20 protein-coding genes, 1 tRNA gene and 1 pseudogene are annotated in these 19,907 nt (G+C 43.7%); 21 read left to right on the plus strand and 1 reads right to left on the minus strand.

What is annotated here, in order from left to right:
• Positions 1-442: 442 nt before the first annotated feature.
• The 20 genes and pseudogenes from hprK to NST12_RS02420 all read left to right on the plus strand — a co-directional run bounded on the left by hprK (position 443) and on the right by NST12_RS02420 (position 18,784).
• Positions 443-1,399, plus strand: a complete 957-nt coding sequence (gene hprK / locus NST12_RS02325) for an HPr(Ser) kinase/phosphatase (protein ID WP_048622593.1) — start codon at positions 443-445, stop codon at positions 1,397-1,399.
• 30 nt (positions 1,400-1,429) lie between these two features.
• Complete coding sequence (lgt, locus tag NST12_RS02330; protein WP_048622594.1) at positions 1,430-2,239, plus strand: prolipoprotein diacylglyceryl transferase; 810 nt, start codon at positions 1,430-1,432, stop codon at positions 2,237-2,239.
• 146 nt (positions 2,240-2,385) lie between these two features.
• Positions 2,386-3,318, plus strand: a complete 933-nt coding sequence (locus NST12_RS02335; RefSeq protein ID WP_003353551.1) for a nucleoside recognition domain-containing protein — start codon at positions 2,386-2,388, stop codon at positions 3,316-3,318.
• Positions 3,318-3,971 carry a pyrophosphatase PpaX gene (ppaX, locus tag NST12_RS02340; protein WP_048622595.1) on the plus strand — a complete coding sequence of 218 codons (654 nt, stop codon included), beginning with the start codon at positions 3,318-3,320 and terminating at the stop codon, positions 3,969-3,971. The genes NST12_RS02335 and ppaX overlap by 1 nt, the downstream gene beginning before the upstream one ends.
• The gene (locus NST12_RS02345; RefSeq protein ID WP_048622596.1) at positions 3,968-4,480 is read left to right on the plus strand and encodes an acyltransferase; all 513 of its coding nucleotides are present in this window, start codon (positions 3,968-3,970) and stop codon (positions 4,478-4,480) included. The genes ppaX and NST12_RS02345 overlap by 4 nt, the downstream gene beginning before the upstream one ends.
• Before the next feature lie 736 nt (positions 4,481-5,216).
• Entirely contained in the window at positions 5,217-6,401 is a 1,185-nt protein-coding gene (locus tag NST12_RS02350; protein ID WP_048622597.1) for an ATP phosphoribosyltransferase regulatory subunit, read from the plus strand.
• Positions 6,398-7,039 carry an ATP phosphoribosyltransferase gene (gene hisG, locus NST12_RS02355; protein ID WP_048622598.1) on the plus strand — a complete coding sequence of 214 codons (642 nt, stop codon included), beginning with the start codon at positions 6,398-6,400 and terminating at the stop codon, positions 7,037-7,039. The genes NST12_RS02350 and hisG overlap by 4 nt, the downstream gene beginning before the upstream one ends.
• Before the next feature lie 5 nt (positions 7,040-7,044).
• Positions 7,045-8,328 (plus strand): histidinol dehydrogenase, encoded by a 1,284-nt coding sequence (hisD, locus tag NST12_RS02360; RefSeq protein WP_048622599.1) that lies wholly within the window; start codon positions 7,045-7,047, stop codon positions 8,326-8,328.
• Between the two features lie 11 nt (positions 8,329-8,339).
• Positions 8,340-8,933: an imidazoleglycerol-phosphate dehydratase HisB gene (hisB, locus tag NST12_RS02365; protein ID WP_156179207.1), complete on the plus strand. Its 594-nt coding sequence runs from the start codon at positions 8,340-8,342 to the stop codon at positions 8,931-8,933.
• 3 nt (positions 8,934-8,936) lie between these two features.
• A complete protein-coding gene (gene hisH / locus NST12_RS02370; RefSeq protein ID WP_048622600.1) occupies positions 8,937-9,572 on the plus strand; it encodes an imidazole glycerol phosphate synthase subunit HisH in 636 nt (211 codons plus the stop codon).
• Positions 9,569-10,300 (plus strand): 1-(5-phosphoribosyl)-5-[(5-phosphoribosylamino)methylideneamino]imidazole-4-carboxamide isomerase, encoded by a 732-nt coding sequence (gene hisA / locus NST12_RS02375; RefSeq protein ID WP_048622601.1) that lies wholly within the window; start codon positions 9,569-9,571, stop codon positions 10,298-10,300. The genes hisH and hisA overlap by 4 nt, the downstream gene beginning before the upstream one ends.
• Positions 10,297-11,055: an imidazole glycerol phosphate synthase subunit HisF gene (gene hisF / locus NST12_RS02380; protein ID WP_048622602.1), complete on the plus strand. Its 759-nt coding sequence runs from the start codon at positions 10,297-10,299 to the stop codon at positions 11,053-11,055. Before hisA ends, hisF begins: the two co-directional genes overlap by 4 nt.
• On the plus strand, positions 11,052-11,708 hold the full coding sequence (gene hisIE / locus NST12_RS02385) for a bifunctional phosphoribosyl-AMP cyclohydrolase/phosphoribosyl-ATP diphosphatase HisIE (protein WP_048622603.1): 657 nt from the start codon (positions 11,052-11,054) through the stop codon (positions 11,706-11,708). Before hisF ends, hisIE begins: the two co-directional genes overlap by 4 nt.
• Before the next feature lie 185 nt (positions 11,709-11,893).
• On the plus strand, positions 11,894-13,420 hold the full coding sequence (locus NST12_RS02390; RefSeq protein ID WP_048622604.1) for a tetratricopeptide repeat protein: 1,527 nt from the start codon (positions 11,894-11,896) through the stop codon (positions 13,418-13,420).
• 195 nt (positions 13,421-13,615) lie between these two features.
• Positions 13,616-14,563 (plus strand): thioredoxin-disulfide reductase, encoded by a 948-nt coding sequence (trxB, locus tag NST12_RS02395; RefSeq protein ID WP_003353538.1) that lies wholly within the window; start codon positions 13,616-13,618, stop codon positions 14,561-14,563.
• A 498-nt stretch (positions 14,564-15,061) separates the two neighbouring features.
• The gene (locus NST12_RS02400) at positions 15,062-15,520 is read left to right on the plus strand and encodes an 8-oxo-dGTP diphosphatase (RefSeq protein ID WP_003353537.1); all 459 of its coding nucleotides are present in this window, start codon (positions 15,062-15,064) and stop codon (positions 15,518-15,520) included.
• A 17-nt stretch (positions 15,521-15,537) separates the two neighbouring features.
• A pseudogene (gene rapZ / locus NST12_RS02405) lies at positions 15,538-16,447 on the plus strand (RNase adapter RapZ).
• Positions 16,431-17,423 carry a gluconeogenesis factor YvcK family protein gene (locus NST12_RS02410; protein WP_048622605.1) on the plus strand — a complete coding sequence of 331 codons (993 nt, stop codon included), beginning with the start codon at positions 16,431-16,433 and terminating at the stop codon, positions 17,421-17,423. The pseudogene rapZ and the gene NST12_RS02410 overlap by 17 nt, the downstream one beginning before the upstream one ends.
• A 23-nt stretch (positions 17,424-17,446) precedes the next feature.
• The gene (gene whiA / locus NST12_RS02415) at positions 17,447-18,406 is read left to right on the plus strand and encodes a DNA-binding protein WhiA (RefSeq protein WP_048622606.1); all 960 of its coding nucleotides are present in this window, start codon (positions 17,447-17,449) and stop codon (positions 18,404-18,406) included.
• 120 nt (positions 18,407-18,526) lie between these two features.
• The gene (locus NST12_RS02420) at positions 18,527-18,784 is read left to right on the plus strand and encodes an HPr family phosphocarrier protein (protein WP_048622607.1); all 258 of its coding nucleotides are present in this window, start codon (positions 18,527-18,529) and stop codon (positions 18,782-18,784) included.
• 185 nt (positions 18,785-18,969) lie between these two features.
• Here NST12_RS02420 and clpP read toward each other — a convergent pair whose 3' ends face one another.
• Positions 18,970-19,563: an ATP-dependent Clp endopeptidase proteolytic subunit ClpP gene (gene clpP / locus NST12_RS02425; RefSeq protein ID WP_003353530.1), complete on the minus strand. Its 594-nt coding sequence runs from the start codon at positions 19,561-19,563 to the stop codon at positions 18,970-18,972.
• Positions 19,564-19,826: 263 nt separating this feature from the next.
• Between clpP and NST12_RS02430 the strand changes: the two genes are divergently transcribed.
• Positions 19,827-19,898, plus strand: a tRNA-Arg gene (locus NST12_RS02430).
• Positions 19,899-19,907: the final 9 nt, after the last annotated feature.

Below are 19,907 nucleotides of genomic sequence, written 5' to 3' on the forward strand. Positions count from 1 at the left end.
ATACCATTAAAGGTAGTAGAGCATCTAAGCTGTTTGAGCAGTTTAGTTCCGAAAGAAAACGTGCTACAATAAAGTGAAACTTCCATCCGTGGTAGACGGATGGTTAGTTGAACTAATCGGGCATATAGGGGCAGTTATACCCGACTGAGATTCCATCTCATCATCCAATCCCAGAAAAGGGGATTTACTGCCCCTTCATGCGGGATAAAGTGAAACTTCCATCCGTGGCACACGGATGGTTAGTAGAACCAATCGGGCATATAGGGGCAGTTGTCCCCAATGGAAATTCCATCTTACCATCCAATCCCAGAAAAGGGGATTTACTGCCCCTTCATGCGGGATAAAGTGAAACTTCCATCCGTGGTAGACGGATGGCTAGTAGAATCGGGCATTCTACGATGATCCGTTGACTGGTCGAAATCGGCTGTAAGGAGGATGCAATATGGCAAAAGTTCGGGCTAAAGACATTTTGGATGAATTTCATCTTGAATTAATCAGCGGTGAAGAAGGAATCCACCGGCCGATTACTACAAGCGATATTTCACGGCCGGGATTAGAGATGGCCGGGTACTTCAACTATTATCCAGCTGAACGCGTTCAATTGCTGGGCATGACAGAATTGTCTTTTTTCCAAAGATTAGACGATGATGCAAGACGAATTCGAATGGAAAAACTGTGCGCGGATGTCACACCGGCGATTATCATCTCCCGCAATCTTGATGTTCCTCCGGAATTGATTGAAGCTTCTGAACGATATGCTGTTCCGGTGATGCGCTCGAAAATGAAAACGACGCGCCTGTCCAGCAGATTAACCAACTTTTTGGAAAGCAGGCTGGCGCCTACAACGGCTGTACATGGAGTGCTGGTGGACGTTTATGGTGTGGGAGTGTTGATTACAGGACAAAGCGGTGTAGGGAAAAGTGAAACGGCATTAGAATTGGTGAAGCGGGGACATCGTCTCGTGGCGGATGACTGCGTGGAAATTCGCCAGGAAGATATGGATACTCTTGTCGGAAGTTCCCCGGAATTAATTGAACATTTGCTGGAAATCCGCGGTTTAGGGATTATCAATGTGATGACTTTATTTGGGGCCGGAGCGGTCCGCAGCTTCAAACGGATCTCTTTAAATATTCATTTGGAAACGTGGGATGCGGCAAAAGATTATGACCGTTTAGGGCTTGAAGAAGATAAATTAAAAATTATTGATACGGAAATTACCAAGATCACGCTGCCGGTTCGGCCGGGAAGAAACCTTGCTGTTATTATCGAAGTCGCAGCGATGAATTTCCGGCTCAAACGGATGGGAGTTAATGCCGCCAAAGATTTTACGGAAAAACTTGCCAGCGTGATCAGTGAACATGAAAACTTGCCGGAAGACGGAAATTTTGGAGGCTATTAATGGAGAAAATAGCGGCAAAGGAGTGAGTATATGCATTACCCTTTAAATCCGATTGCATTCCATTTGGGGCCTATTGGGGTGCACTGGTATGGGATCATTATCGGAACGGGCATTATTCTTGGATTAAATTTGGCCATGAGAGAATCGAAAAGGCTTGGCATGAATAAAGATTTATTTGCTGATTTGCTGATTTGGGCGATCCCGATCGCCATTCTTTGTGCCCGCATTTACTATGTTCTTTTTGAATGGAGCTATTATTCGGCTCATCCCGATGAGATCATCCAAATTTGGAATGGCGGGATCGCCATTCATGGAGCGTTAATCGGAGCGATTCTGACAGCCGTTGTTTTTGCACGCAAACGAAATGTATCTTTTTGGAAACTGGCTGATATCGCCGCACCCAGCATTATTCTGGGCCAGGCAATCGGACGCTGGGGAAACTTTATGAATCAAGAAGCACATGGGGGAGAAGTGACAAGATCGTTTTTGGAGAGCCTTCATCTGCCCGATTTTATTATTAACCAGATGTACATTAACGGAGCCTATTATCATCCGACGTTTTTATATGAATCGATTTGGGATATCCTCGGATTTGTCGTGTTATTGCTGCTCCGCAAGCTGAATCCGCGGAGAGGGGAAATCTTTCTGTCTTATTTAATCTGGTATTCAATTGGCCGCTTCTTTATCGAAGGGCTCCGGACAGACAGTTTAATGTTGACGCAACATCTGCGTATGGCTCAAGTGGTATCGCTTGTTCTAATCGTCCTCGGCATCGTCCTGATTTTCGTTAGAAGAAAGCTTGGATATGCGAAGAGCCGATATAATGAGAAGGAGTCATGATGCAGGCACAATGATGATCCGGTCTAAAACATGGGGGGAATGATGGCTTTAGAGTCATCAGGGAGAAAAAATTGAATAGATTCCAAATATCTCTTTTACATATAAGCCACAAGAGTGATAGGAACGAACAAAGGGGAGATGAAAGGATGCTTCTTACACTTAAAACGGGGTTATGGACGGGATTGAAAACAGCGTGGACGCTTGGGAAAATTATTTTTCCGGTCACGCTGATTGTGACGATGCTTCAATATACCCCAATTTTGCCGTGGGTGATTCATATCGTGAGCCCTGTCATGAAAATGTTCGGTTTATCTGGAGATGCCGCGATTCCGATCGTGATTGGGAATTTTTTGGGATTGTATGCCGGGATCGGAGGAATTCTGTCGCTGGATTTAACCGTGAAAGAAGTGTTTATTATTGCCATTATGCTTTCTTTTGCCCACAATTTGATTGTAGAGTCCAGCGTGGCGGTTAAAGTGGGCGTGAAAATTTGGGTGATGATAACGGCCCGACTCGGCCTTGCGTTCATTTCAGGAGTGGTCGTCAATTTGTTGTGGCAAGGTGGAAGCGAAAAGGCGCACTATGGCATGATGCCTCATCAAGAAGAAGTTCATGGTGCAATGGCGATCCTAATGCAAGGCTTGGAAAAAGCGGGTTATGGCATTGTTCAATTGGTTGTCATTGTCATTCCCCTTATGATCGTGATTCAAATTTTAAAGGACTTAAAGTGGATAGATGTTTTCTCCAATTGGGTGTCGCCAATTACGAAAGCGCTTGGCATGAACGCGAATACTTCTATGACTTTGGCGGCTGGTCTCGTTTTTGGGCTGGCCTATGGGTCGGGAGTGATGATCCAGGCTGTCAAAGAAGATGGCGTAAGCAAAAAAGATGCGACGTTGGCGTTCCTTTTTCTTGTTGCATGCCATGCAGTCATTGAGGATACATTGGTCTTTTTGCCGCTGGGCATTCCTGTGCAATATTTGCTTTTCATCCGTTTAATCACAGCGGTGCTGCTGACGCTCTTCGTTTCGTTTGTGTGGAAACGAGTTGAAACTGCCGGAAGAAAGGAAGCTGCTTAATGAAGAAAAACATTACTACTCTATTATTTGATTTGGACGGAACACTCATTAACACGAATGAGCTCATTGTTTCCTCCTTTCTTCATACGCTCAATTATTATTATCCAAACCAATATGAACGTGAAGATGTATATCCTTTTCTTGGCCCGCCCCTTGCCGAAACGTTTGAAAAAATTAATCCTGAAAAGGCGCAGGAAATGATTCTTCGCTATCGGAAGTTTAACGTTGAAAACCATGATTTGCTGGTTACCGAATTTGAAGGTGTTTATGAGACCATTCGAACGTTAAAAGAACATGGGTTCAAATTAGCGATTGTTTCCACCAAAATGAGAGACCTCATTATAAGAGGATTAAAGCTGGCAAGGCTTGAGTCTTTTTTTGATACGATCGTTTCTTTGGATGACGTGAATCACGCCAAACCTCATCCGGAACCTCTGTTAAAAGCGCTGGAAACGCTCCGTTCCAAACCGGAGGAAGCCATTATGATCGGCGACAATTACCATGATATCGAGGGCGGAAAAAATGCCGGTACGCTTACTGCAGGGGTGTCCTGGTCCATTAAAGGAAAAGAACATCTGTTGTCTTATCATCCGGATTATATGCTGGATTCCATATACGATATTCTTGCCATTGTCGGAGTGGACCCATCATGAGGAGAACGAAGCGGTACGAAATAAAAGGCCCGAATTCTCTTTGGAATGTGTATCAAACGGTTTCGTTTTGGAAGGTATTCAAAAATACGGCCGTTATCGAAATCGGGCGCTTTGTTCCGTTTTTGCCGTTTAAAAATTGGCTGTACCGCACGTTCTTGGGCATGAAAATTGGTAAAAACGCTGCTCTTGCTTATAAAGTCATGCCCGACATTATGTTTCCCGAGTTCATCTCTGTGGGGGATTCCACGATTATCGGATATAATACCACCATTTTAGCTCACGAATATTTAATTGAGGAATACCGTATCGGCGAGGTCCGAATTGGAAACCGCGTGATGATTGGCGCGAATTCGACGATCCTGCCGGGAGTGACGATTGGCGATGGGGCCGTCGTTTCCGCCGGTACTCTTGTCCACCGCGATGTCCCGGCCGGCGCTTTTGTCGGCGGAAACCCAATGAGGATTATTTACACAAAAGAAGAAATGCAGCTTAGACAGAAAAATGAATGATGATCAAGATGCAAGGCATGCCCGTATTTCCCTCTGCCCTGCACTTTGCGGGGCGATATTTTCTTTGTTTGTTGAGAAAGAGGAGAACGCTCTCCCTTTTTATATATGTCTGAATTTTTGGTCAATAAAGTCAAATCATCATGAAAGAAACCGATATAGCAACGATGAACTACGTTACTGCTGTTCCATCAAAAAGTTTCTTTTGCCATCCGTTAAAAAGAAAGGAGAGTGAAGCGCAATGGCTAATATTTTAGGATTGGCGGCTATCTTATTTTCAACGGTTGCCGCTGTTTTTTGGTTCCGTTCTGCAAAAGAAAGAAGAAAAAATAATCATCTTGATCAATAGATTCGAAAAGACCTATTCTCCCGCGGCTTTTAGAACATTTAGCCGGAATATTGAGTATTCTGAAAGCCGCACCGCGGAATCTGCGTTATTTTCTTCTAACGAAGTGAAGCCATAAGAAAGATTGATACATAGTCGATCAAACTTATTCCTCTCTTTCTTATCCGCATCCTGTTTTCATGATCGGTTTCCACTTCCGCATCTTTCCTGCTGTCATTGACCATTCGCTCTGAGAAAATGGTCTGATTTTTTGTTCTCATATGATTTCCGGAAGAATTTGCGAAAAGTCTTGACTCAAATACAAGAGGGGAGTAAACTACATATAACTTCACTTTGTTAGCATATTAGCGAACTAAAGGATTTCGGAAATTTTAATCACAGGTGATCTTGTTTATGTCCAAACTTTTTATGTTTGAAAAACCGATTGGAATGAGGGATACGCTTCCTCATATATACGAAACAAAGAAAAAAATAAAAGATCAAATTGGCCGAGAATTTAAACTGGCCGGCTATCAATTTATTGAAACTCCTGCTTTGGAATATTATGAAACGGTCGGTACGGCTTCGGCCATTTTGGATCAACAGCTTTTTAAATTGCTGGATCAACAAGGACACACGCTTGTTCTGAGGCCGGATATGACCACGCCGATCGCACGGATGGCGGCATCGAAACTTTTAAAAGAACAGATTCCGATTCGCCTTGCTTATTGCACCAATGTTTACAGGGCGCAGCAGCGCGAAGGGGGGAGGGCGGCCGAATTCGAACAGATCGGCATTGAAAACATTGGCGATCCGACCATCAGCGCAGATGGGGAAATCATTGCTCTGCTTGTTTCTTCTTTGAAAAAAACAGGTTTGAAGCATTTTCAAATTTCAATCGGCCATATCGGCTTTGTACGGAATTTGTTTCAGCAAATTCTCGGAACTGAAGAAAGAGCAAGCGTTTTGCAAAGCTATTTATATGAAAAAAATTATGTTGGCTATAAAGAACACGTAAAGCAACTCTCGCTTTCGTCCATTGACAAACAGCGCCTGTTAAACATTTTAAACATGAGAGGAACTGAAAATGTTCTTCAAGAGGCCATTTCCCTCACGGAAGACGGGAAAGGACAGGAAGCAATTGATGAGCTTAAACAGCTTTGGCTTGTATTGAAGGATCATGGAGTGGAATCGTTTGTCAAATTTGATCTTTCGCTTGTGAGCCATATGAGCTATTATACGGGAATTCTGTTTGAAATATATGCGGAAGGTGTAGGATATCCTATCGGAAATGGCGGGCGGTACAACAATCTATTAGAAAAATTCGGATTCCCGACAAGCGCTACTGGTTTTGGAATCCGTCTCGATTTCCTTTTGGAAGCTATTGGAGAGTTGTCCGAGGAAGAGCCGCTGCAATGCGTTTTGTTCAGCAAAGAACGGCGCAAGGAAGCGATTGATTTTGCTAAATCCCTTCAAGAGAAAGGGGAAAGAACGGTGCTTCAAGACATTTCCGGCGTTCAAGATGTGGATCGTTTTACCGCCAAATTCAGTAAAGTTCATTTTTATATTGGGACGCCGAAAACGGAGGTGGAAGAATGAACGATACGCCATTAATCATTGCCATGCCGAAGGGGCGGATTTTTCATGAAGCAGCGGAGCTTTTGAGAAAGGCAGGCTATCAGCTTCCTCCGGAATTTGATGAATCGAGGAAGTTAATTGTCGATGTCCCGGAGGAGAATCTGCAGTTTATTTTGGCTAAGCCGATGGACGTCCCTACCTATGTGGAGCATGGTGTGGCTGACTTGGGGATTGCCGGCAAAGACGTCATGTTGGAAGAAGAACGAGATGTCTATGAGTTGTTGGATTTAAAAATCAGCCCTTGCTATCTTGCCGTTGCCGGTCTGCCCAATACGAAAATGAACGAGGTTGCTCCTAAAATTGCCACGAAATACCCGAACGTGGCATCCAGCTACTTCCGCGAACAAGGAGAGCAAGTGGAAATCATCAAACTAAATGGTTCGATCGAACTGGCACCGATTGTCGGGTTAGCCGATCGAATTGTCGATATCGTCTCGACAGGACGTACGTTAAAAGAAAACGGTTTGGTAGAGTATGAGCATATTGTGGATGTTACTTCACGGCTGATCGTGAATCCAGTCAGCTATCGTATAAAAGATGCGGCGATTGAACAAATAGTCGACCGCCTGAGTCGGGTGATTTCAGAGAAAGTGGTGTGATCGATATGAGAATACAAAAGGTGACAGATGATATATCTATTCAGCGATCCGTGGACAACGGAACCGAAGAACAACGAAAGATCGTTTTGGAGATTTTGGAATCCGTCCGCCGAGAAGGGGATCGGGCTCTTCTTGCTTATACGGAAACATTTGACGGAATCAAACTCGATCGGATGCGAGTGTCCGAAGAAGAGATCCATGAAGCGATCCAAAGTTTTGATCCAAAATTGCTGAAAGTATTGGAGGAAGCGGCAAAGAACATCCGCCGTTTTCACGAAAAACAACGAAGAGAAACTTGGATTACTCAAGATGAAAACGGGACCATTCTTGGTCAGAAGTTTACACCGCTCGATTCCGTTGGTGTATACGTCCCGGGGGGAACAGCGGCCTATCCATCGTCTGTTCTCATGAACGTGCTGCCAGCTAAAGTAGCCGGCGTAAAAAGAATTGTGATGGTGTCTCCTCCCGATCAAAACGGCAAGCTTCCTGCGGGCGTTCTGGCTGCGGCCCATATAGCCGGCGTGGAGGAAATATGGAAGGTAGGGGGAGCCCAAGCGATCGCAGCTCTTGCTTATGGAACTGAATCGATCCAACCTGTTGATAAAATTGTCGGACCGGGAAATATTTATGTCGCTCTCGCCAAAAGAGAAGTGTTTGGCAAGGTGGATATTGATATGATTGCTGGGCCGAGTGAAATTGCCGTGCTGGCAGATGACACAGCCTTGCCTCATGAAGTGGCCGCTGATCTTTTATCGCAAGCCGAACATGATCCGAGAGCAACCAGTGTTCTGGTAACGACATCCCGGACGCTTGCGGAAGAAACCGCACGTGAAGTGGAAAAACAGCTGGAACAGCTCCCGAGAAAAGAAATTGCAAAACAATCGATTGATGAATATGGAGTCATTTATCTTGCTCCCACCATGGAAAAAGCGATTGAAGTGGTGAATCAAATTGCGCCAGAGCATTTGGAAATTGTCGCTAGAAATGCGCTCGAATTGGTTCCGATGATCCGCCATGCCGGAGCTATTTTTGTCGGAAGATTCAGTTCAGAGCCTGTTGGCGACTATTTTGCAGGTCCAAATCATGTCTTGCCGACTAATGGGACGGCTCGTTTTTCCAGTCCTTTAAATGTGGATGAGTTTATAAAGAAGTCGAGCATTATTTATTACAGTGAAACGTCCTTCCGGCAAAATGCAGAAAAAATTGCTGCTTTTGCTCGCCTTGAAGGATTGGAGGCTCATGCCCGCGCAATAGAATCCAGGTTGAAAAAACCGGTTAGACCTGAGTGAGGGGGAGACAAATGGAAATCAGACGATATGCAGAAATCAGCCGCAAGACGAACGAAACCGATATCCAATTAGCCTTTGACATTGACGGAGAGGGAAGGGCCGATCTTGATACAAATGTTCCGTTTTTGACTCACATGCTTGATTTATTCACAAAACACGGCCAATTCAATTTAACCGTCAAAGCAAAGGGCGATATTGAAATAGATGACCACCATACGACAGAAGACATCGGCATTTGTCTTGGCAGCGCCTTGAGAGAAGCGCTTGGCGACAAGAAAGGGATCAAACGCTACGGAAACGCTTTTGTTCCAATGGACGAAGCGCTGGCGCAAGTGGTGGTCGATTTAAGCAATCGCCCTCATTTTGAAATGCGCGGAGAACTTCCGAGCAGTCGGGTTGGAACATTTGATACGGAGCTGGTGCATGAATTTTTATGGAAATTCGCATTGGAAGCACGGATGAATTTGCATGTGATCCTCCATTATGGGGCGAATACCCATCATATGATCGAAGCCGTTTTTAAAGCGCTGGGAAGAGCGCTTGATGAAGCGACCATGTTGGATCCCCGTGTAAAAGGAATTCCTTCAACGAAAGGGGTTTTGTAGAGCATGATCGGAGTGATTGATTATGGAATGGGGAATCTTTTCAGTGTTTCAAAAGCGTTGGAGCGTTTAGAGGCCCCTTACATACTTTCTTCTAAAGAAAGTGAACTGGAAAAAACGGATGGACTTATTTTGCCCGGAGTAGGGGCGTTTAAAGATGCGATGAAACGTCTGCGAGAAACAGGGCTCGCTTCCTTTTTGCAAGAGTATACGAAAACCGGCCGGCCGCTGCTTGGCATTTGCCTTGGCATGCAGCTGCTTTTTGAGGAAAGCGAGGAAAACGGTCTTGAAGAGGGGCTTGGCTTGTTAAAAGGAAGAGTGACACGCATTCCTTCCGACAATGGAAAAGAAACTTTTAAAATTCCGCATATGGGCTGGAACAGGCTCAGCTTTCATCAAGCGTCTCCGATTACAAACGGCGTGGAGGAAGGGTTCGTTTATTTTGTCCATTCCTACTATGCCAGCAGCTTAGAGGAAAACACATTGATTGCCAGTGCGGACTATAACGTTCAAATACCGGCCATTGTGGCAAAAGAAAATATTTATGGCATGCAGTTTCATCCGGAAAAAAGCGGCAAGACGGGCATGGGACTTTTAAAAAACTTTACGGAAATGATGGAAAGGTCGGGTGCTGAGCAATGAGTTTCACCATCTATCCAGCCATTGATATGAGAGGGGGCAAATGCGTTCGCCTTCTTCAAGGAGATTATGACAAAGAAACCGTTTATGGTGATTCTCCTTTCGAGATGGCGAAGAAATTTGTAGATCAAGGAGCGGCATGGATCCATATGGTCGATCTGGATGGCGCCAAAGATGGAACGCGAATCAATGACCGCTATGTTCTGGAAGCGGCTCAAAAGTTTCCGGCGAAAGTGCAAGTTGGCGGCGGCATCCGGTCGGAACGAGATGTGATCCATTATTTGGAAAACGGAGTGGATCGGGTGATCATCGGCAGTATGGCCGTTTCGAATCCGGATTTGGTTCTTGAATTGGTTCGAACATATGGATCCAAAATTGCCGTTGGCCTCGACGCAAAAGATGGATATGTGGCCGTTCACGGCTGGCTGGAAACTTCCCAAATTAAAGCAGTCGAATTGGGAAAACGGCTGGCAGAAGGCGGGGTAGAAACGTTTATTTTTACGGATATTGCGACGGATGGCATGCTGTCCGGCCCCAATATAGAGGCAGCGGTGGAATTGGCGAAAGCAACAGGTAAACAAGTCATTGCTTCCGGCGGAGTCCGTTCCATCTCTGATTTGCAAGCTTTAAAGGCTTATGAGAATGAAGGCGTGTCCGGTGCGATTGTCGGCAAAGCCATTTATACCGGACAATTTTCACTGCAGGAAGCGCTGGAAGAGGTGGAAAGATGATCACAAAACGGATTATCCCTTGTTTGGATGTAAAAGATGGAAGAGTGGTGAAAGGAATTCAATTTGTTCAGCTTCGCGATGCAGGCGATCCGGTTGAGTTGGCGCGTGTTTATGATGAACAAGGTGCCGATGAACTGGTTTTTTTAGATATTTCCGCTTCTCATGAGGGCAGGAAGACGATGGTTGATGTTGTCAAAGCCGTCGCCTCCGAACTGGCTATTCCTTTTACCGTTGGCGGCGGGATCCATTCGCTGGACGATATGAAAAAGATTTTGCGTGCAGGTGCCGATAAAGTTTCTTTAAACACGGCTGCTGTCAATCATCCTTCTTTGATTACCGAAGGAGCAGAATATTTTGGATCACAATGCATTGTCGTGGCCATCGATGCCAAATATGACGCAGAACTAGGTTCTTGGCGGGTGTATACGCATGGAGGAAGAAAAGCCACTGAAAAAGAAGTCGTCTCTTGGGCTAAAGAAGCAGTAGAAAGAGGAGCCGGCGAAATTTTGTTGACGAGCATGGATTCGGATGGTGAAAAGAAAGGGTACGACGTTGCGTTAACGAAAGCGGTTAGTGAAGCTGTCACGGTACCGGTCATTGCTTCGGGAGGCGCCGGGAAAAAAGAAGATTTCTTGGAAATACTGACGGAGGGAAAAGCAGACGCTGCCCTTGCCGCCTCGATTTTCCATTATAAAGAAACAAGCGTGCAGGAAGTAAAACACTTTTTGCAACTCCAAGGAGTGGATATAAGATGACAGAATTATCAATCGATCAACTTGTTTTTGATGAAAAAGGATTGATTCCGGCAATCGTTCAAGATGTGAATACAAAAGAAGTGCTCACGTTGGCTTACATGAATAAACAATCTCTGCAAAAAACGTTGGAAACGGGAGAAACTTGGTTTTACAGCCGTTCCCGCCAAACACTTTGGCACAAAGGCGAAACGAGCGGAAATACCCAAAAAGTGGTGAAAATGAAATGGGATTGCGACCGGGATGCTGTGCTCGTTCTGGTAGAACCGAACGGTCCTGCATGCCATAACGGCACGGATAGTTGTTTTGTGGACGAGTTTTACGGGGGAGAAAATCAGATCGCTTCTTATGCTATTTTGTCCGAATTGGAACAAGTGATTGCAAAACGGGATGAAGAACGTCCGGAAGGGGCTTATACCACCTATTTATTTGAAAAGGGCGTCGATAAAATTTTAAAGAAAGTCGGGGAAGAAGCGTCCGAAGTCATCATTGCCGCTAAAAACCGCAGCCATGAAGAATTGCGCTGGGAAGCAGCTGATTTGATTTATCACCTTCTTGTGCTGCTTCGAGAACAGCGATTGCCGCTTCAAGACGTCTTGGCTGTTTTGGAAAAAAGACACGAAGAAAAATCAAGAAAAAATAATGAAAATAAGTGAATATAAGCTGGCCGAGGGGCCGGCTTATTTTGCGCTGTTTCTTTCCGGAAAGAATATTAGTTGACTAAAAAGCGTTAAATAAACATTTGAAAACAGGCTTTTAATATTACAGATCGCCATATTTCGTCAGAGTTTGATATATGATATACTACTGTAGTTAATTAAGTACGTTTTGGAGGACATTTATGAGAAAAGGCTCAAATATAGAAGATGAGAAAGGGAAAATCCTTTCCTTCATCCCTACCGGTGAATATTACTTTAAAAAAGGATTAAAGGCATATAGACAAAGAAATTTAAATAAAGCAAAAAAATATTTTTCACGAGCATTTGAGTTGGAGCCTCTAGAACCTGTGATAGCCTGCCAATTAGCAATTGTGGAAACGGAACTGGGCAATTACGAAGAGTCTAATCGGTTGCTCATCATGATAGCGAATGATTTGGATCCGTTTATGAATGAAGTTCATTATTTTCTGGCAAATAACTACGCCCATATGGGGATGTTTCAAGAAGCGTTCAAACATGTGAATGAATATTTGCAAAAAGATCCTGACGGGGAATTCAGCGAGGATGCCGAAGATTTGCTGGAAGTGATTCAAATGGATGCGGAAGAAGCGGAAGACGTACTCATTGTTCAAGATGAGCTGATATCGCTGCAGGAAGAAGCGCGCAATTTATTGGAAGCCGGACAATTTGAAGCGGCGATTGAAGTTTTAAACAAAATCATTGACAACTATCCGGAATTTTGGGCAGCGTATAATAATCTTTCTTTGGCCTATTATTATTTAGGAAAAACGGATAAAGCGTTTGAAGTGATTGACAATGTATTGGAGAAAAGCCCCGGCAACCTTCACGCGCTTTGCAACACCGCCGTGTTTATGTACTATGGGAGAAATGAAGAAGAACTGCAGAAGATCATCGCCACGCTTCAAAAAGTGCGGCCAATCCTGATGGAGCATCAATACAAGCTAGGTACGACTTTTGCATTAGTGGGCCGGTACGAAGAGTCGTATTTTTGGCTGAAAAACCTCTATAAAAAAGGGTTTGATGGGGATGTGAATTTTTATTACTGGCTTTCGTATGCCGCTCATCACACCGGCCATCACAAAACGGCCCGTGCGGCTTGGGAACAAGTGCTGCAGATGGCGCCGGAAAAAGACGGTTTGGAGCCTTGGAATGAAGAAGATTTTCATTTTCATCAAGGGATAGAAAATGTACCATCTTCCATCATCAAAAGATTAAACAGCGAATATATAGAAGAACGGCTTTTTGGCATGTTTTTGCTTTCATTACGGGAGGATAAAAAAGCCATCACAGCGGATCCAAGCTTTTGTGATATTGAAAATTTAACCTTTCAAGAAAAGATTTATTTAGCTAAAGTGCTGGACATGGAATTGAAACCGATGGATGCAAGCCCCGCCATTGAAATAGGACATGGAACAGCGCAAATATTGTATGAACGTTTCCGGCCGATAGGAATCGAACAAATCGGTGTTTATTTGCTATGGTTTTCTTTTTTTGCCTCCATTCTTACAAAACGCCCAAGACTGCAAAAAAAAGAGGCGTATGCTGCAGCGATTGAATACATTTGGAAAAAACTGCGGCATCAAAAAGCGTCTCAAAAAGAAGTGGCTGAAATTTATCATATCTCTCCCGCCACTTTGCGTCGATACATTCAAGCCATCAAAAAAGAAGTCTCCGGTATAAGCATATAGTTGGACGCAATTTCTTTTGTCTTATAGGATAGAGATAGCAGGAGATAATAAAGCAAAGATGAATGCTTCAATAGTAAATTTGGATTACTTGCTTATCAGTCTCTGTAAACGCGAGAGCACGATTTGACTCTCAGTCTCGAATAAACGTCTTTCGGAACAAAAAATATGTACAAATGAGAAAAGGGAGTGTCTTACGTGGCGGAAGAGAAAATTTACGATGTCATTATTATTGGCGCCGGCCCGGCAGGAATGACAGCTGCTGTGTATGCCTCGAGAGCCAATATGTCTACGTTGATGATTGAAAGAGGCGTTCCGGGCGGTCAGATGACGAATACGGAAGAAATAGAAAATTATCCTGGATATGACAGCATTTTAGGACCTGAATTATCCAACAAAATGTTCGAACACGCCAAAAAATTTGGTGCAGAATACGCTTATGGCGATATTAAACAAATTATTGACGGCGAAGAATATAAAACGGTAGACGCCGGTACGAAACAATTTAAGGCTCGGTCCATCATTATTGCGACAGGAGCACAGTTTAAGAAATTAGGGGTTCCCGGTGAATCGGAATTTGGCGGACGCGGCGTTTCCTACTGTGCGGTTTGCGATGGCGCCTTTTTCAAAGGAAGAGAACTGGTTGTGGTCGGCGGTGGAGACTCCGCTGTGGAAGAAGGCGTTTATTTAACTCGCTTTGCCAGCAAAGTAACCATTGTCCATCGTCGCGACAAGCTGCGCGCTCAAAAAATTCTCCAACAACGCGCTTTTGAAAACGAAAAAATCGACTTTATTTGGAATCACACCGTTAAAGAAATTCATGGAAAAGACGGCAAAGTGAACGCTGTAACATTGGTCAATACCGTAACGGGTGAAGAAAAAGAATTCAAAACGGACGGAGTCTTTGTTTATATCGGAATGGTTCCGTTGACAAAGCCGTTTGAAAACTTGAATATTACCAATGAAGCCGGATATATTGTAACGAATGAACTAATGGAAACAAGCGTTCCTGGGGTGTTTGCCGCAGGAGATGTCCGTGAAAAGAATCTACGCCAAATTGTCACGGCAACCGGAGATGGAAGCATCGCTGCTCAAAGCGCCCAACGCTATGTGGAAGAATTAAAAGAAAAATTGGGCGTGAAATAATAAGGGAATATTTGTTAATCTTCATAAAAGATTAATTATGTTGTAATCAATCTGCAACAATGATGCTGTATAGTAAAGACAGATGAAATTCCCCTCTTTTTTAAAAGAATCCCTTTTTGAAACACAGGTGTTGCTGCCTGTGTTTTTTTCTTAGAAAAAATATCGGTTTTGCATTTGAATTGAGTACCTGCCTTCATTCATAGTATAATAAAAAGAATAAGGTGGAACTTAGTTGACCGCATATAGGGGCAGTTGCTCCAGTATTAGGACTTATAGTCTTCTAGTCAAGAGTGCCCCTTAGTGCGGGATAAAGTGAAACTTCCATCAGCGGTGCTTCACGACCCCTGATGGTTAGTAGAACCAATCGGGCACATAGGGGCAGTTGTCCCCAAGTTTACAGCTTTTCGTTTCCTTCAAAACAAGAGAAGGACTTACTGCCCCTTGGTGCGGGGAAAAGATAACAGAAAAACGGTTTTCAGCGGCCATTGAGGTGAGAACATGCAACGAGTAACAAATTGCCTATTAATAAAAGATGAAAAAGTGCTGCTTCTGCAAAAACCGCGCAGAGGATGGTGGGTGGCTCCCGGTGGAAAAATGGAATCAGGCGAATCCATTAAAGAAGCGGTCATCCGTGAATTTCGGGAAGAGACCGGCATCTACCTTCGAAATCCGAATGTAAAAGGGATCTTTACCATTCTGATAAAAGAAGGAGAAAAAATCACTTCAGAATGGATGTTGTTTACTTTTTTCGCTACAGAAAGCGAGGGATTATCCCTTAAGACATCCGAAGAAGGAAACCTTGCCTGGCATCCGATTGACTCCATTCATACGCTGCCGATGGCGGAAGGGGACCGGCATATTTTGGATTATATGATTCACGGAAAAGGAATGATTTACGGAACCTTTACATACACGCCTGATTTTCAACTGTTATCCTATCGTTTAGATCCAAGTTAAATGAAGGGGGTTCCACGATGAGCTCACAGTCAAAAACAACGGATATCCAATTAGTCATTATTACTGGAATGTCGGGGGCGGGAAAAACAGTTGCCATCCAAAGTTTCGAAGATCTTGGCTATTATTGTGTAGATAATCTTCCGCCTACACTGTTGCCGAAATTTTTGGAACTCATGAAAGACACTGGTCATAAAATAAACAAAGCTGCTATTGTTATGGATCTAAGGGGCAGAGACTTTTTTGAACATTTGTTTAAAGCGTTGGATGACATGGCAGAGATTGATTGGGTCAGCCCGCAAATCTTGTTTTTAGATGCCGATGATTCTGTTCTTGTGCGCCGTTATAAAGAAACGCGTCGATCGCACCCGCTGGCTCCTTCGGGACTGCCTCTTGAAGGTATTCAGCAGGAAAGAAAGCTGTTGGAAGATTTGAAGGGTCGTGCTCAGCTGATTTACAATACTTCCAATATGAAACCGAAAGACTTGCGGGATAAGATCATAACAGAATTTTCCGCGAATAAACAGTCGATTTTTACTGTGAATGTCATGTCATTTGGATTTAAACACGGAATTCCTATTGATGCGGATCTGGTGTTTGACGTTCGATTTTTGCCGAATCCGTACTACATTGACCATATGCGAAAAAAAAACAGGCATGGATGATGAAGTGTATAATTATGTGCTCAAATGGAGCGATACACAAAAATTTTTAGGAAAAGTAACCGATTTGCTTGCTTTTATGCTTCCTCATTACAAGAGGGAAGGAAAACGCCAGGTGGTTATTGCCATAGGATGTACCGGAGGGCAGCATCGCTCTGTTGCACTGGCTGAATATATCGGCCATTATTTTGAAAAAGACTACCAAACACGCATCAGCCATCGCGATATTAAAAAAGAAAGGAAAGGACAACATGAATCCTGCTTCTGACAAGAAAGTGGTTGTCATCGGCGGTGGAACGGGCCTTCCTGTTTTGCTGCGCGGGTTGAAAAAATATCCTATTGATTTGTCAGCCATTGTGACCGTAGCGGATGATGGCGGGAGCTCCGGAAGATTAAGAAACGATTTGTCCATTCCGCCTCCCGGAGATATCCGCAACGTGTTGGCTGCCCTGTCTGAGGTGGAACCGCTGATTGAACAACTTTTTCAGCATCGGTTCACGACTTCGAATGAACTGTGCGGGCATTCTCTTGGAAATTTGATGATTGCCGCGTTAACCTCGATTAAGGGGGACTTTGTGCGGGCGGTTCAAGAAATGAGCCGTGTCTTAAATGTGCGCGGAAAAGTGCTTCCGGCAGCCAATGAAAGTGTAGTATTGCATGCAGTGATGGACGATGGGACCATCGTTTCAGGAGAATCGAAAATTCCATATTCCGGAAAAAGGATACGGAGAGTATTTTTAACTCCGGATAATGTGGCACCGCTTCCAGAAACGATTACGGCTATTCGGGAAGCTGATTTAATTGTTGTCGGTCCGGGAAGTTTGTACACAAGCATTCTTCCTAATTTGCTGGTATCGGAAATCGGGCGGGAAGTATCCCGGTCGAAAGCGCATAAAGTGTATATATGCAATTTGATGACTCAGGCAGGGGAAACGCTTGATTATACGGCAAGCGACCACGTAAAGGCGATCCACCGCCATTTGAATCAGCCTTGTATTGATACGATTTTAGTCAATAAAACACCAATACCGGAAGAAATTCAAAAAAGGTATGAAAAAGAACTGGCCAAGCCTGTTATATTTGACCCGGATGAGCTTCGGGCTCTTGGTTTGAACATTCTTTATGAAGAAATCGTCTCTGTGAAGGATGGAATCATTCGACATGACACCGATCGAGTTGCTCAAATATTATACTCGTTATTGGTGAAAATAACTGAAAACGGATCTGAGCTAAGCAGACGATAGTCTCAGAATGGGAGGTGGCGGGGATGTCGTTTGCTTCGGAAACAAAAAAGGAACTGACCACTTTGGAAGTAAAGGAATGCTGTGCTCGTGCCGAACTTTCGGCGCTCATTCGAATGAACGGGGCACTTTCCTTTTCCAATCGGCTTTTGGTTGTCAACGTTCAGACTGAAAATGCAGCCATCGCCCGACGAATTTACGTTCTGATTAAAAAATTGTACGATGTGCCGGTCGAATTGCTTGTTCGTAAAAAAATGCGGCTTAAGAAGAACAATGTTTATATCGTCCGCTTAAAAGAAAAAGCGAAGCAAATTTTAGAGGACTTGTATATACTCGGGGAAAATTTTTCGTTTATTCATGACATTTCCCCGGAATTGATAAAAAAGAAGTGCTGTCGTCGGTCGTACTTGCGAGGAGCGTTTTTAGCGGGTGGGTCTGTGAATAATCCGGAAACATCTTCTTATCATTTAGAAATTTTTTCCCTTTATAAAGAGCATAATGATTCATTGTGTGAAGTAATGAACACCTTTTATCTCAACAGCAAAACGCTGGAAAGAAAAAAAGGATATATCACCTATTTAAAGGAAGCCGAGAAAATTGCTGAATTTCTCAATATTGTCGGCGCCCATCAAGCGTTGCTCCGCTTTGAAGATGTCCGCATTATGCGCGATATGCGCAACTCGGTGAATCGTCTTGTCAACTGTGAAACAGCGAATTTAAATAAGACGATTGGCGCAGCGCTAAGGCAAGTGGAGAACATTCGTTATATCCAAGAAACCGTTGGATTGGACATTTTACCGGAAAAATTAAGAGAAATCGCTGAGCTTCGAGTGGAACACCAAGATGTAACGTTGAAAGAGTTAGGTGAATTGGTATCCGGAGGGAAAATCAGTAAATCCGGCATTAATCACCGCCTAAGAAAAATTGATGAGATCGCTGAAAAATTGCGGGCCGGCGAAACCATTACGAAAAAACATCAAGCATGAAAAAAGCCGGTGCGGCTGGCAAAACCGAGCAAAATGTTTGCGGCTCCTTAGCCAACCGATGTGTGATGACACGGGTGGCTAAGGGCCGCAGTTGAATCATAAAAAAAGGGGTTGTGGAAAATGATTCAAAAGATGGTGGAAGTTAAGCTGAAAACGGGATTGCAATCACGGCCTGCTGCTTTATTTGTACAAGAGGCAAACCGGTTTTCATCGGAAATTTATGTAGAAAAAGACGAAAAAAGAGTGAATGCCAAAAGCATCATGGGAATTATGAGTTTGGCAGTCGGAACAGGTACGAAGATCCGGTTAATCGCTGATGGTCATGATGAAGACAAAGCATTGGAAGCGTTAACGGAATTTCTTGAAAATGAAGATTAACAAAACAGGCTGATACTTTTGATGAAGTATCAGCCTGTTATATTTGGCTTTCTGGGCTTGATGGTGAGGGAACCGAACCAAATTCGTCTTATCCGCCTTAACCACTGGACTCTCTCTATTCCTGATGTTAGGAAAAGACAATCCATCGAACGAGGCGATTCTCCGCTCGATGGGAGCAAACGAAATTATTTGCTGATATCGTTTCGGCTAATGATATGGTCAATTAAGCCATATTCTTTGGCGCGTTGAGCCGTCATAAAGTTGTCGCGGTCTGTGTCTTTTTCAATGACTTCGAGCGGCTGGCCGGTGCGTTCTGATAAAATTTTGTTTAATTTATCTTTTAAGAACAAAATGCGTTTAGCGGCAATTTCAATTTCGGTTGCTTGACCTTGTGCGCCGCCAAGCGGTTGATGGATCATCACTTCGGCATTTGGAAGAGCATAACGTTTTCCTTTCGTTCCTGCTGCAAGCAAGAATGCTCCCATGGAAGCGGCCATCCCGATACAAATAGTTTGGACATCCGGTTTAATAAATTGCATTGTATCATAAATCGCCATTCCGGCTGTAATGCTTCCGCCGGGACTGTTAATGTAAATGGAGATGTCTTTTTCCGGATTTTCTGCTTCAAGGAATAAAAGCTGAGCTACAATAGAGTTTGCGACAGTGTCGTCGATAGCGCTGCCCAACATAATAATACGGTCTTTCAACAAACGTGAGTAAATATCGTACGCCCGTTCCCCGCGGTTTGTTTGTTCAATGACTGTAGGAATTAGGTTCATACCAACTTTCCTCCTTTTTCAAATTTCTTCATAAAATTTCTAGCGAAGAGAAACTTATGTAATGTAATCATACAATGAAGGTCAATAAAGGTCAAACATAAAAGCTTATAAAAAATAATTTTTTTGTACACATCGAACATTGTACCCATGTCCGTTCGAATTTAAACTTTAAAAACCCGCCTGAAGACAAAGTTTTTTCCATAAAACTCTTGCATTATGATTGTTTTTTCATTATAATTTAAAACCGTACTGATTCATTATATGCCCTCGTAGTGTAACGGATAACACGCAAGATTCCGGTTCTTGAAATGTGGGTTCGATTCCTGCCGAGGGCGTCCTCAAAA

The sequence above is a fragment of the Bacillus sp. FSL W8-1127 genome (assembly GCF_038006725.1).
Taxonomy (GTDB): domain Bacteria; phylum Bacillota; class Bacilli; order Bacillales; family DSM-4216; genus Bacillus_O; species Bacillus_O smithii.